The sequence below is a fragment of the Nonomuraea sp. NPDC049637 genome (genome assembly GCF_040675235.1).
GTDB lineage: Bacteria > Actinomycetota > Actinomycetes > Streptosporangiales > Streptosporangiaceae > Nonomuraea.
This window is the reverse complement of record NZ_JBFAOM010000007.1, coordinates 93,624-106,601: the sequence shown is the minus strand read 5'-3', so window position 1 is coordinate 106,601 and position 12,978 is coordinate 93,624. Positions and strand designations below refer to the sequence as shown.

At 72.3% G+C, this 12,978-nt stretch carries 11 protein-coding genes; 7 read left to right on the top strand and 4 right to left on the bottom strand.

Features of this window, described 5'->3' with window-relative positions; genetic code table 11:
* Window positions 1–29: 29 nt before the first annotated feature.
* Window positions 30–506, bottom strand: coding sequence for a nuclear transport factor 2 family protein (locus tag AB0J71_RS12500; RefSeq protein WP_352320302.1), 477 nt, complete (start codon window positions 504–506; stop codon window positions 30–32).
* A 4-nt stretch (window positions 507–510) separates the two neighbouring features.
* A complete protein-coding gene (locus AB0J71_RS12495; RefSeq protein ID WP_364414099.1) occupies window positions 511–1,398 on the bottom strand; it encodes an amidohydrolase family protein in 888 nt (295 codons plus the stop codon).
* 34 nt (window positions 1,399–1,432) lie between these two features.
* Here AB0J71_RS12495 and AB0J71_RS12490 point away from each other — a divergent pair, with 34 nt between their 5' ends.
* Both AB0J71_RS12490 and AB0J71_RS12485 read left to right on the top strand, forming a co-directional pair.
* Window positions 1,433–2,137 (top strand): M50 family metallopeptidase, encoded by a 705-nt coding sequence (locus AB0J71_RS12490; RefSeq protein ID WP_352320298.1) that lies wholly within the window; start codon window positions 1,433–1,435, stop codon window positions 2,135–2,137.
* A 46-nt stretch (window positions 2,138–2,183) separates the two neighbouring features.
* Window positions 2,184–3,854: a protein kinase gene (locus tag AB0J71_RS12485; protein ID WP_364414097.1), complete on the top strand. Its 1,671-nt coding sequence runs from the start codon at window positions 2,184–2,186 to the stop codon at window positions 3,852–3,854.
* On the opposite strand, the gene AB0J71_RS12480 is transcribed toward AB0J71_RS12485, so the two are convergent.
* Window positions 3,843–5,978 (bottom strand): thiamine pyrophosphate-dependent enzyme, encoded by a 2,136-nt coding sequence (locus AB0J71_RS12480; RefSeq protein ID WP_352320294.1) that lies wholly within the window; start codon window positions 5,976–5,978, stop codon window positions 3,843–3,845. The genes AB0J71_RS12485 and AB0J71_RS12480 overlap by 12 nt on opposite strands.
* 231 nt (window positions 5,979–6,209) lie before the next feature.
* A complete protein-coding gene (locus AB0J71_RS12475; protein WP_352320333.1) occupies window positions 6,210–6,761 on the bottom strand; it encodes a TetR/AcrR family transcriptional regulator in 552 nt (183 codons plus the stop codon).
* A gap of 109 nt (window positions 6,762–6,870) precedes the next feature.
* Here AB0J71_RS12475 and AB0J71_RS12470 point away from each other — a divergent pair, with 109 nt between their 5' ends.
* From AB0J71_RS12470 to AB0J71_RS12450, 5 genes are all read left to right on the top strand, one after another.
* Window positions 6,871–8,439 (top strand): carboxyl transferase domain-containing protein, encoded by a 1,569-nt coding sequence (locus tag AB0J71_RS12470; protein WP_364414095.1) that lies wholly within the window; start codon window positions 6,871–6,873, stop codon window positions 8,437–8,439.
* Between the two features lie 2 nt (window positions 8,440–8,441).
* Window positions 8,442–10,391, top strand: coding sequence for a biotin carboxylase N-terminal domain-containing protein (locus AB0J71_RS12465; RefSeq protein ID WP_364414093.1), 1,950 nt, complete (start codon window positions 8,442–8,444; stop codon window positions 10,389–10,391).
* Complete coding sequence (locus AB0J71_RS12460; protein WP_364414091.1) at window positions 10,391–11,296, top strand: hydroxymethylglutaryl-CoA lyase; 906 nt, start codon at window positions 10,391–10,393, stop codon at window positions 11,294–11,296. Before AB0J71_RS12465 ends, AB0J71_RS12460 begins: the two co-directional genes overlap by 1 nt.
* Window positions 11,297–11,298: 2 nt before the next feature.
* A complete protein-coding gene (locus AB0J71_RS12455; RefSeq protein ID WP_352320286.1) occupies window positions 11,299–12,435 on the top strand; it encodes an acyl-CoA dehydrogenase family protein in 1,137 nt (378 codons plus the stop codon).
* Between the two features lie 92 nt (window positions 12,436–12,527).
* The gene (locus tag AB0J71_RS12450; protein ID WP_352320284.1) at window positions 12,528–12,962 is read left to right on the top strand and encodes a GNAT family N-acetyltransferase; all 435 of its coding nucleotides are present in this window, start codon (window positions 12,528–12,530) and stop codon (window positions 12,960–12,962) included.
* Window positions 12,963–12,978: the final 16 nt, after the last annotated feature.

Sequence of the window (12,978 nt, the reverse complement as noted above, 5' to 3'; positions counted from 1 at the left end):
CCCTCCGTTCCGGTTGCCGTGTCGACTACTTACTGTGGGGACACCAGGCTGTCGAGCTCCTGGGTCGCCCGGTCCCTGATGGTCTTGCGCCACATCGGCGTCCAGCCGAACAGCAGCCCCTGCGGCCTGCCGAGAGCCATTCTGGACCAGCGCCTGAAGTCGAAATCGTCGTGGTGGCGGACGATGAGGTCGTCCTCGAACCTGAACAGCGCGTCGATCTCGTTGACGACCGTGCGGCCGGTGGAGGAGAAGGTGTAGCTGGCCGTCCAGTGGGCCGAGCCGCTGAACTCGTCGGCCTGGACGTCGCGGTAGGCGGATCTCAGTCCGTCGCGCACGCCGAGCTGCAACCGCCACATCGCCATCACCCGGTCGCGGCCCTCGACCTCCTGGAAGATGGGGTCGCCGAAACTGATCTCGGGGTGGTAGCAGCGCTCCATGGCCGCGAAGTCCGCGCGACCCAGAGCGTCGTAGAAGGCGCTGATGAGCGCCACGTGCCGATCGTTCACCTTGCTATCGAATCATGGCCGCACCATTGTCCCAGCACACCGCCCGCAGCCACTGCTCGCTGAGATCCAGGCGGGCGAGTGCGTCGAGCTGGTGCGCGTAGGGGTACGGGATCGTCGGGAAATCGCTGCCGAGCACCACCTTCCCCGAAAGCCCGAGATCACGCAGAACCGGGCGCAATCGGTGGGGAAACGGCATGCCGCGCTCGGAGAAGTCGGTGAAGGCCATGGTGGTGTCCAGGGCGACCCGCTCATGGCGGACGGCCAGCTCGAAGAACGGCTCGTACTCGGGCATGCCCAGATGCGCGATCACCGCCCGCAGCCGCGGATGGGCGGCCAGCACCGCGCCGATCGGCCCCGGCCCCACGTGGCCGCCGGGCACGGGCACCGAGCTGGCGTGCACGACCACGGGCACGCCCGACTCCGCCAGCAGCCCCCAGACCTCGGTCAGCTCGGGCGCGGCCGGGTCGAAGCCGCCGACCTGGAGGTGCACCTTGAAGATCTGGACGCCGTCCGCCAGCGCCGCGCGCACATAGCCGGCGACGCCCGGCTCGGGGTAGAACGTCGCCGACGGCAGGCAGTCGGGGTTGCGGCGGGCGAAGTCGAGCGTCCAGGCGTTGAGGTCGCGGGCCATGTCCGGCCGGTGCGCGTACGCCAGGGCGGGGAAACGCCGTACGCCCATCTCGCGCAGCCTCGTCAGCCGCTCCTCGACCGGCTGTTCGTACTCGATCTTCCAGCCGGCGCCCATCAGCGGGCCGCCGTGGTTGAAGTGATGCCAGACCCGGCGTTCCATTCGTTCGGGCAGGAAGTGCACATGCAGGTCGATCACGCCCGGCAGCCCGAGGTCGCGCCACCACGCCGGAACGTCCGCGTCAGAATGTAGTTCTGCGGCCACAGCCGGGACTTTACCCGGCTAGTGTTTCTCCTCGATGGACATGCTCTGGACCCACCTGATCAAGGTTCAGCCTGACCCCGACCCCTGGGTCGTGCTGGTCTCGGCGCTGGCCGCGCTGGCGGTCGTCGCGTTCCGCACACCCTGGCAGGTGTCCAGGGGCCTGATCACGATCGCCCACGAGGGCGGCCACGCGGTCATGGCGCTGCTCACCCGGCGCAAGCTCGAAGGCATCCGGCTCCACTCCGACACCTCCGGCGTCACGCTGACCAGGGGCCGCCCCAACGGCCCCGGCATGGTGCTGACCGCGCTCGCCGGCTACCTGGCCCCCTCGCTGCTGGGGCTGGCCGCCGCCTGGCTGACCGAGCAGGGCCGCATCACGCTGCTGATCTGGAGCGTGCTGCTCTTCCTGGTGTGCATGCTGCTGCTGATCCGCAACCTCTACGGCGCGCTGATCCTGCTGGTCACCGGGGGCGCGGTGTTCGCCCTGTCCATGTACGCGCCCGCCGAGGTCCAGCAGATCGTGGCCATGGTCGCGACGTGGTTCCTGCTGTTCGGCGGCGTCCGGCCGATCGTCGAGCTGCAGCGCAAGCGGCGCCGGCGGCAGGCCAGAGACTCCGACGCCGATCAGCTCGCCCGGCTGACGTTCCTGCCCGGCGGCTTCTACGTCTTCTTCTTCCTGGTCGTGGCCGCCGTGTCGGTGGTGTTCGGGGCGTACCTGATGAACCCGTTGACCCCTTGAAAGCCGAAATTTCACATTAAACTCACCGGCAACAGGGGGGAGTGCCGTGTTGCCAGCCGAGGACGCGCCCGGCTACCGGGTGCTCGACCAGGCGGGCCAGGGCGGTTTCGCCGTCGTCTACCGCGCCTACCAGGAGCGCCTCGACCGGGTCGTGGCGCTGAAGGTCCTGTCGGTCGACCGGGTCGACCAGCGCACCATGCGCCGCTTCCAGCGCGAGCTCCGGCTCACCGGCCGCCTGACCGGCCATCCCAACGTCGTGACCGTCTTCGACACCGGCGTGACGCGCTCGGGCAAGCCGTACATCGCGATGGACTTCTTCGAGAACGGCTCGCTGCGCGACAGGGTCCGCAAGGAGGGGCCGCTCGGCGTGCCCGACGTGCTGCGCGCGGGCGTCAAGCTGGCCGGCGCGCTGGCCGCCGTGCACGAGGCCGGGGTGCTGCACGGCGACATCAAGCCGCAGAACATCCTCGTCTCCCGCTACGGCGAGCCCGCCATCGCCGACTTCGGCGTGGCCAGGGTGGTGGACAACGCGGAGATCTCGGCCACCTCCCAGGCGTTCACCCCGCTGCACGCCGCCCCGGAGGTGCTCACCGGGCAGCCGCACTCGGTCTCCGGCGACATCTACTCCCTGGGCTCGACGCTCTACCACCTGCTGGCCGGGCAGCCCGCCTTCCACAACCCGGCCGACCCGTCGATCGCGCCGCTGATGTACCGGGTGCTGAGCCTCGACCCGCCGCCGATCAACCGGCCGGACGTGCCGCCGGCGGTGTTCGGCACGATCCTGCACGCGATGTCCAAGCAGCCCGGGCTGCGGCCGGGCTCGGCCAGAGAGCTGGCGTGGCGGTTGCAGGAGGTGCAGGCCGAGCTGGGGTTGCCGGTGACCGACCTGGTGGGCCAGGATCCGGGGCCCGGGCCGGCGACGTCCACCGTCCCGCGCCGCCCGCGCGGCGGCCCGCAGGCCCCGCCGCACCCCGGCGACTCCTCCCTCCCCGCCACCGGCAGCCGCCTCCCCCACGCCCCCGCCCCGCCTCTGCCCGGCCGCGTGGGGAGCGTGGGCGGGGGAAGGCGGGAGGCCCCCACGACGGGGAACGTGGGTGGGGGAAGGCGGGAGGCCCCCACGACGGGGAACGTGGGCGGCGCTCGGCGCGGAGCCCCCACGACCGGAGACGTGGGCGGGGCGAGGCGGGAGGCGGTCACGGCGCCGCCTGCCGGGGCCGGGAGCCTCGGGAGGCGCCTGCTGATCGGGGGCTCGGTCGCGGCCGTGGCGATCGGCGGCACCGGCCTGGCCGTCTACCTGTCGCTGCAGCCGCCCGCCGGTTCGGGCCCCACCGACCGCCGCCCCGAGGCCGCGACCCCCGCGGCGACCCCCGCGGCGACCGCCGCCACCACCCCTCCGCCGATCAGCAAGCGGGACGTCGCCGCGCTCGCCCCCCGCAGGCTCAAGGTCACCGCCGACCGCGGCGCCCTGGTGGAGCTGAGCTGGGCGCTCCCGGCCGACGCCCGCCGCTACCCGGTCGTCCTGCAACGTACGCGGGCGGGCGGGGGCGACGTGACCGTCGTCGCCCTCGGCACGGGCGCCACCAGCGGCCGCGTCGCCGGGCTCGACCCGGACACCGGCTACTGCTTCCTGGTGGGCGTGCCGCTGCGCATCTCGGCGGCCACCACGGTCGCCTGGTCGAAGCCGGCCTGCGTCAGAGGGGCGCGCTCAGCCCAGTAGCTTGCGCGCCGCCTGCTCGATCTCCTCCTCCGACAGCAGCACGTGGTTGGCCGCGTCGCCCAGCGGGATGAAGCTGTCGGCCGAGGTCACCCGGGCCACCTGCCCGGTGAACCCGGCGTCGATCAGCTCGGTCGTCACGCCCTCGGACACGCCCCCGGAGTGGCGGGTCTCGTCGGCGATCAGCACTTTGCCGGTCAGCTCGGCCGCCCGCAGCAGGTCGTCCACCGGCAGCGGGGCCAGCCAGCGCAGGTCGAGGACGCGGCAGCCGTAGCCCTCCTGGGTGAGCCGGACCGCGGCGCGCAGGCTCATCCGCAGCCCGTTGCCGAACGTCACGATCGTCAGGTCACGGCCCTCGCCGTACGAGCGGGCCCGGCCGACGGGGACGTGCGTCTCGCGCCAGCGCCCCGGCGGCGTGTACGGCGCCAGCCAGCCGCCGTCGCCCTCCTCGAACAGGTCACGCGTGTGATAGAGCGCGATCGGCTCCAGGAACACGCAGACCGACCCGGCCGTACGGGCGGCGGCCAGGCAGGTGCGCAACATGGCGGCGGCGTCGTCGGGACGCGCGGGCGAGGCCAGGACCAGGCCCGGGATGTCGCGCAGCGCGGCCACCGCGTTGTCGTTGTGGAAGTGGCCGCCGAAGCCCTTCTGGTAGGCGTAGCCGGCGACGCGGACGACCATGCCGTTGGTGTAGGCGCCGCGCGAGAAGAACGACAGGGTGGCGCCCTCGCCGCGGATCTGGTCGAGCGCGTTGTGCAGGTAGGCCAGGTACTGGATCTCCGGCACCGGGAGCTGGTTGGACACCGCCGAGCCGAGCGCGAGGCCGAGGATGGCCTGCTCGTCGAGGAGCGTGTCGAACACCCGCGAGCCGCCGAACCGCTTCTGCAGCCCCCGGGTGACGCCGTAGACGCCGCCCTTTTTGGCGACGTCCTCGCCGAAGACCGTCATCTCGGGGTAGACCACCAGCGCGTCGGCGAGCGTGCGGTTGATGGTCTGCGACAACGTCAGCGGCTTCTCCGTCTCGGGCAGCGTGCCGGCGAAGGCCTTCTCCCTGATCGGGCCCTCGGCCGCGGTCGGGCTGATGTTGGCGATCAGCTCGGGGCGGCGCGGCGCGATCGGCTCCATGACCTCCGCGGCCGAGCCGAGCCGCGGGGCGCGGGTGGTCTCCAGGGCGATGCGCAGGATGTGCTCGCGCGCCGACTCGTACGTCTTGAGCAGCTCCTCCGGCGTCTCCAGACCGGCCTCCACCAGCAGCCGCGCGGTGCGGACGAGCGGGTCGCGCTCCAGGTCGGCCCGCAGCTCCCGCTGGGTGCGGTAGGCCGACTCGACGTCGGACCCGGCGTGCCCCATCAGCCGCACGGTGGACAGGTGCAGGAACGCGGGGGAGCGGTTGGCGCGGACGTGCTGGACGGCGAGCGTGGCGGCGTCGTAGGCGTCGGCCAGGTCGCAGCCGTCGGCGGCGAAGTAGGCGATGCCCGGCCGCCGCGCCGCCGCCTCCACCCAGCCCTTGGGGGTGCGGACGCTGATGCCGATGCCGTTGTCCTCGCACACGAACAGGATGGGCAGCGGCTGCCCCTGGAAGGTGGCGTAGGAGGCGGTGTTGAGCCCGGTCAGGGCGCTGGCGTGGTTGATCGAGGCGTCGCCGAAGCTGCACACGGCGATGGCGTCGGGCGGCCAGGCCGACCGGTCGCCGAGCGCGGCGGCCCGTTCGATGGCGAAGGCCACGCCCACGGCGCGTGGCAGGTGGCTGGCGATCGTCGAGGTCTGCGGGATGACGGCCAGGTGGGGGTGGCCGAACACCTTGTGCCGGCCGCCCGCGATCGGCTCGTCGGCGGCCGCGGTCAGGCCCATCAGCACGTCGCGCAGGCCCTGCTCGGGCAGCCGGCCGGCCTGCTCGGACCTGGTCAGGTAGAAGGCGCCGGACCGGTAGTGCAGCAGCGCCGGGTCGCTCGCCCGGGCCGCGGCGGCGACCGCCGCGTTGCCCTCGTGGCCGGCCGACCCGATCGTGTAGAAGCCCTCGTTCTGCTCGCGGAGCCAGCGGGCGGCGATGTCGAGCAGGCGGCTGTCGAGCTGGCGCTGGAACAGGGTCCGGCACCGGTCGCCGGTGAGCGACGTGCCCTCGCGCACCGGGCCGCCGGGATCTCGGGCAGGGCCTGACTTCAGCGCCTCAACGGATTGGATGAAATGTGTCTCAACAGTGTCGCGCGCCACACCCTGATTATGTCCGTCATCGCCGCCGCCGTCTGCCGGAGTGCATGACAGATTGTGGTCCGGTCCGTTTAACCCTGGTCCATGACCGTTTGCAGAGGTTTACGGCGTATCGGGGGTTTTCGTACAGCGGGAATCGCCGGCGGCCAGTTAGTGATGGTTAACGCTGGCTTCGATCGCGGCGCGGGCCATCGTGTGCAGCAGGGGGCGCATGTCGTGCGGGGGCAGCTCGCCCGCGCTGTGCGGCGTCGAGTTGAGCAGGCCGAACACCGCGTGCGTCGCCGCGCGCAGCCGGGCCGGCGGGCACGCCGGGTGCAGCTCGGCCAGCACGGTCACCCACTCCTCGACGTAGAGCCGCTGCAGCCGCCTGATCCTGCGCCGCTCCGGCTCGGGCACGTTTCCCAGCTCGCGGTCGTGCACGGTGATCAGCGCCGGCTGGTCGAGCGCGAACGTGATCTGCACGTTGAGCAGCGCGTCGAGCGTCTCGGCCGGGCCGCCGGAGGAGGTCGCCACCGCCACCGCCGACTCCCGCAGCCGGGAGCTGACGTCGAGCAGCATCTCGGCGAGCAGCGCCTCCTTGCCGCTGAAGTGCCGGTAGAGCGCGGGACCCGAGACGCCGACCGCGCCCCCGATGTCCTCGATGGAGACCCCGTGGAAACCGCGGGCGGCGAACAGCCGGGCGGCCGCCGCGAGGATCTCCATGCGCCTTCTGCCGCGCTCGCGGGTAGGTGTGGAGGCAGTGGTCACGTCTCACATGCTAGACGATTACGTTAATGATGACTAACATCTCGGCCATGACGAGAGGGGACTCATGAGCGACTGGCCGGTGCTGAAGTCGGCCGTGGAGCCCGGGAGCGAGGCGTACAAGCGCAACGCCGAGCTCAACGAGAGGCTGGCCGCCGAGCTGCTCGAACGGCTGGCCGCGGCGGCGCTCGGCGGTCCCGAGCGGTCGCGGCAGCGCCACGTCGAGCGGGGCAAGCTGCTGCCGCGCGACCGCGTCGACGGGCTGCTCGACCCGGGTTCCCGCTTCCTGGAGCTGTCGCCGCTGGCGGCCGGCGGCCTCTACGACGACCAGGCGCCCGCCGCCGGGATCATCACCGGCGTCGGCAGGGTGGCCGGGCGCGAGTGCGTGGTCGTGGCCAACGACGCGACCGTCAAGGGCGGCACGTACTACCCGATGACCGTCAAGAAGCACCTGCGCGCGCAGGAGGTGGCCCTGCACAACCACCTGCCCTGCATCTACCTGGTCGACTCCGGCGGCGCGTTCCTCCCCAGACAGGACGAGGTCTTCCCCGACCGGGAGCACTTCGGGCGCATCTTCTACAACCAGGCCACGATGTCGGCCCGCGGCATCCCGCAGATCGCCGCGGTGCTCGGCTCGTGCACCGCCGGCGGCGCGTACGTGCCGGCCATGAGCGACGAGGCGGTCATCGTCCGCGGCCAGGGCACGATCTTCCTGGGCGGTCCGCCCCTGGTGAAGGCGGCCACCGGCGAGGAGGTCACGGCCGAGGAGCTGGGCGGCGGCGACCTGCACTCCCGGGTCAGCGGCGTCACCGACCACCTGGCCGAGGACGACGCCCACGCCCTGGCCATCGTCCGCGACATCGTCTCGACGCTGGCCCCCCGGGCGCCCCGTCCCTGGGACACGGTCGCGCCCGAGGAGCCGCGGCACGACCCGCGCGACCTCTACGGCCTCGTCCCGGCCGACACCCGCCAGCCCTACGACGTGCGCGAGGTCATCGCCCGCCTGGTGGACGGCTCGCGCTTCCTGGAGTTCAAGGCCGAGTACGGCTCCACCCTCGTCACCGGCTTCGCACACCTGCACGGCCACCCGGTGGGCATCGTGGCCAACAACGGCATCCTGTTCAGCGAGTCGGCGATGAAGGGCGCGCACTTCATCGAGCTGTGCGACCAGCGCCGCATCCCGCTGGTGTTCCTGCAGAACATCAGCGGGTTCATGGTCGGCAAGGCGTACGAGGCGGGCGGCATCGCCAAGCACGGCGCCAAGATGGTGACGGCCGTGTCGTGCGCGCGGGTGCCCAAGTTCACGGTGGTGATCGGCGGCTCGTTCGGGGCGGGCAACTACGCCATGGCCGGACGGGCGTACTCGCCCAGGTTCCTGTGGATGTGGCCCAACGCCCGCATCTCCGTCATGGGCGGCGAGCAGGCGGCGAACGTGCTGACCACGGTCGGCAACGCCGACCCCGACGCCATCCGCGCCCAGTACGAGCACCAGGGCAACCCCTACTACTCCACCGCCCGGCTCTGGGACGACGGCGTGATCGACCCGCTCGACACCCGCACCGTCCTCGGCCTTGCCCTGTCCGCGGCGGCCAACGCGCCGCTCGAACCCGCCGGCTACGGCGTCTTCCGGATGTGATCATGTTCTTCGACCGTGTTCTCATCGCCAACCGGGGCGAGATCGCCGTCCGGGTCGTCCGGACGCTGCGCGCGCTCGGCATCGAGTCGGTGGCGGTGTTCACGCCGCCCGACGCGGGCGCCAGGCACGCCCGCGAAGCAGACATCGCCCTCGAAGTCTCGAAATATCTGGACATCGAGGCGATCGTTGAGGCGGCGCTCGCCTCCGGCGCGCAGGCCGTGCATCCCGGCTACGGCTTCCTGGCCGAGAACGCCGCCTTCGCGCGGCGCTGCGCCGAGGCCGGGCTGGTCTTCGTCGGCCCGTCCCCCGAGGCCATCGACGCCATGGGCGACAAGATCCGGGCCAAGGCCACCGTGTCGGCGGCCGGGGTGCCGGTCGTCCCCGGCGGGGCCGAGCCGGGCGACGACCTGGCGCGGTGGGCCGACTTCCCGGCGCTGATCAAGCCGTCCGCGGGCGGCGGCGGCAAGGGCATGGTGCTGGTGCGCTCGGCCGCCGAGCTGCCCGACGCGCTGGAGTCGGCCCGCCGTACGGCGCGGGCGGCGTTCGGCGACGGCACCCTGCTCATCGAGCGCTACGTCGAGAACCCCCGGCACATCGAGATCCAGGTCATGGCCGACGCCCACGGCAACGTCGTGCACCTGGGCGAGCGCGAGTGCAGCCTGCAACGCCGGCACCAGAAGATCATCGAGGAGGCGCCGTCGCCCTTCGTGACCCCCGGCATGCGCGCCGACATGGGCGCCGCGGCCGTCGAGGCCGCCCGCTCGGTCGGGTACGTCGGCGCGGGCACGGTCGAGTTCATCGTCGACGGCACCACCGGCTCCTACCACTTCATGGAGATGAACACCCGGCTCCAGGTCGAGCACCCGGTCACCGAGCTGGTCACCGGCCTGGACCTGGTGGAGCTGCAACTACGTGTCGCGGCCGGCGAGCCGCTGCCGTTCGGCCAGGAGCAGGTGCGGCTCGACGGCCACGCCGTCGAGGCGCGCGTCTACGCCGAGGACCCGGCGCGCGGCTTCCTGCCCAGCGGCGGGCGCGTGCTGGCCCTGCGCGAGCCCGGCGGCGACGGGCCGGGCCGGGTGCGGGTCGACTCCGGCCTGGCCGAGGGCGGGGTCGTCGGCAGCGACTACGACCCCATGTTGTCCAAGGTGATCGCCTGGGCGCCGGACCGGGAGGCGGCGCTCAGGTCGCTCGACCGGGCGCTGGCCCGCACCGCGGTGCTGGGCGTGGTCACCAACGTGCCGTTCCTGCGCGCCCTCGTCCGCCACCCCGAGGTCGTGGCGGGCGAGCTGGACACCGGCCTGGTCGAACGGGTGCTGCCCGAGCTGCTGCCGGAGTCCGGCGTGCCGCGCGACGTGGCCGCGGCGGCGGCGCTGATCTTCCACACGCTGCCGCAGGGCCCCGACCCCTGGCAGGTCACCGACGGCTGGCGGGTCGGCGCGCCCGCCTGGACGACCTGGCGGCTGGAGTCGCGCGACGGCGTGCACGCGGCGCCCGTCCGCGGCCTGCCCGGCCGGTCGGCCGAGGTGCTGCTCGACGGAGAGGCGGTGCCCGCCCGGATCACGACTGGCGGCGGCGAGGCGGCCGTCACGCTCGGCGGCCGGACCGCCCGCTACCTGACCGCCCGCCATGGCGACACACTCTGGCTCGGCAAGGACGGCGAGTCGTGGGCGTTCACCCGCCACCTCATCGGCGACCCGGGCGACCGGCCCGGCGCCGCGGGGACGGGCGACGGCGTGGTCAGGAGCCCCATGCCCGGCACGGTCCTGCTGGTCAAGGCGCAGCCGGGCGACCGGGTGAGCAAGGGGCAGCCGCTGGTCGTCGTCGAGGCCATGAAGATGGAGCACACGGTCACCGCCCCCTGTGACGGCGTGGTCGTCGAGCTGCCCGTCCAGCCGGGCAGGCCGGTCGACATGGACGCCGTGCTGGCCGTGGTCACCGGTGAGGAGGCGTGATGCCGTACCGCATGCGAGGGCTTCCCGAGCGGGTCACGGTCTACGAGGTGGGCCCGCGCGACGGCCTGCAGAACGAGTCGGCGATCGTGCCGGTCGAGGTGAAGGCCGAGTTCATCGACCGGCTGGCCGACGCCGGCCACCAGGTGATCGAGGCGACCAGCTTCGTGCACCCCAAGTGGGTGCCGCAGCTGGCCGACGCCGGTGAGCTGCTCGGCCGCCTCGACCGCAGGCCCGGCGTGCGCTACCCGGTGCTGGTGCCCAACGAGCGCGGGCTCGACCGCGCGCTGGAGCTGGGCGTCACCGAGATCGCGATCTTCGCCAGCGCCACCGAGACCTTCGCCGCCAAGAACCTCAACCGCACGCTGGAGAGCCAGTTCGACATGTTCGAGCCGGTCGTGGCCAGAGCGCTGGAGCACGGGGTGCGGGTGCGCGCGTACGTGTCGATGTGCTTCGGCGACCCCTGGGAGGGGCCCACGCCGGTCGCGCAGGTCGTCGCGGTCGGCGAGCGGCTGCTCGGGCTCGGCTGCTACGAGCTGTCGCTCGGCGACACGATCGGCGTCGGCACGCCGGGCCACGTCACCGAGCTGATCGGCGCGTTCGGCGGCCCCGAGCGGCTGGCCGTGCACTTCCACGACACCTACGGGCAGGCGCTCGGCAACACGCTGGCCGCCCTGCAGGCGGGCGTGACCACCGTCGACGCCTCCACCGGCGGCATCGGCGGCTGCCCGTACGCCGAGTCCGCCACCGGCAACCTGGCCACCGAGGACCTCGTGTGGATGTTGTCGGGGCTCGGCATCGAGACCGGGCTCGACCTGGACAAACTCGTGTCCACCAGCACCTGGCTGGCCGAGCGGCTGGGCCGGCCCAGCCCCTCGCGCGTCGTCCAGGCCCTCGCGAAAGGCTGATCATGCTGAACGACGAATACCAAGAGTTGCGCAAGACCGTCGAGGCGTTCGCCCGTGACGTGGTGGCGCCCGTGATCGGCGACTACTACGAGCGCGAGGAGTTCCCCTACGACATCGTGCGCAAGATGGCCGACATGGGGCTGTTCGGCCTGCCGTTCCCGGAGGAGTACGGCGGCATGGGCGGCGACTACTTCGCGCTGTGCCTGGCCCTTGAGGAGCTGGCCCGCGCCGACTCCAGCGTGGCGATCACCCTGGAGGCCGCGGTCTCGCTGGGCGCGATGCCGATCTACCGGTTCGGCACCGACGAGCAGCGCCAGGAGTGGCTGCCCCGGCTGGCCTCCGGCGAGATGCTGGGCGCGTTCGGGCTGACCGAGCCCGGCGGCGGCTCCGACGTGCCGGGCGGCATGCGGACGACCGCCGTGCTCGACGGCGGCGAATGGGTGATCAACGGGACGAAGGCGTTCATCACCAACTCCGGCACCGACATCACCGGCGTGATCGGCGTGGCCGCGCTCACCGGCGAGCGGGAGATCTCCACGATCCTGGTGCCGAGCGGCACGCCGGGGTTCACCGTCTCCAAGAAGTACTCCAAGGTCGGCTGGAACGCCTCCGACACCCGCGAGCTGTCCTTCTCCGACTGCCGGGTGCCCGCCGCCAACCTGCTCGGCGAGCGCGGCCGCGGCTACGCGCAGTTCCTGCAGACCCTCGACGAGGGCCGCATCGCCATCGCCGCCCTCAGCGTGGGCCTGGCCCAGGGCTGCGTGGACGAATGCCTCAAGTACGTCAGGGACCGCAAGGCGTTCGGCCACCCGATCGGCCACTACCAGGCCATCCAGTTCAAGATCGCCGACATGGAGGTGCGCGCCCACACCGCCCGGCTGGCCTACTACCACGCGGCCGAGAAGATGCTGGCCGGGGCGCCGTTCAAGAAGGAGGCGGCGATCGCCAAGCTGGTGTCCTCGAACGCGGCCATGGACAACTCCCGCGACGCCACCCAGGTGTTCGGCGGGTACGGCTTCATGAACGAGTTCCCGGTCGGCCGCTTCTACCGCGACGCCAAGATACTGGAGATTGGCGAGGGCACCAGCGAGGTGCAGCGCATGCTCATCGCCCGCCAGCTCGGCCTCGGCGACCTCTGACCGGAGGCCGTTTCGCACGCCGTACCGGACGTCACGGCACACTCCCGTGGCACGATGGACGAAAGGGCACAGAGGTTCTAGTGTCGTACCTCATGACGGCGGACGATCTTCTCATCAGGAGGGCGGAGAAGGCGGACGCGGACGAGGTGTTCGCGTTGGCGCGCGAGTTCGGGCTGACCTTCAGGCCGGAGCGGGCGGCCTTCGACGCCGCGCTCCCGCAGCTCCTGCGCAACGAGGACGCCCTGCTGCTCACGGCCGTGGTGGGCGGGCGCGTCCACGGGTACCTGCTGGGGTTCGTGCACCTGACGCTGTTCGCCAACGGGCCGGTCGCCTGGGTCGAGGAGGCGATGGTCCAGTCGGGCTCGCGCCGGCAGGGCATCGGCCGCCGGCTGCTGGAGGAGTTCGAGGCGTGGGCCCGTACCCGTCAGGCCGGGTACGTGGCGATGGCCACCCGGCGGGCGCCGGAGTTCTACCACGCCCTGGGCTACGAGGCGTCGGCGACCTTCTTCCGCAAGGTTTTGCGCTGACAGACGACGGCCCGGA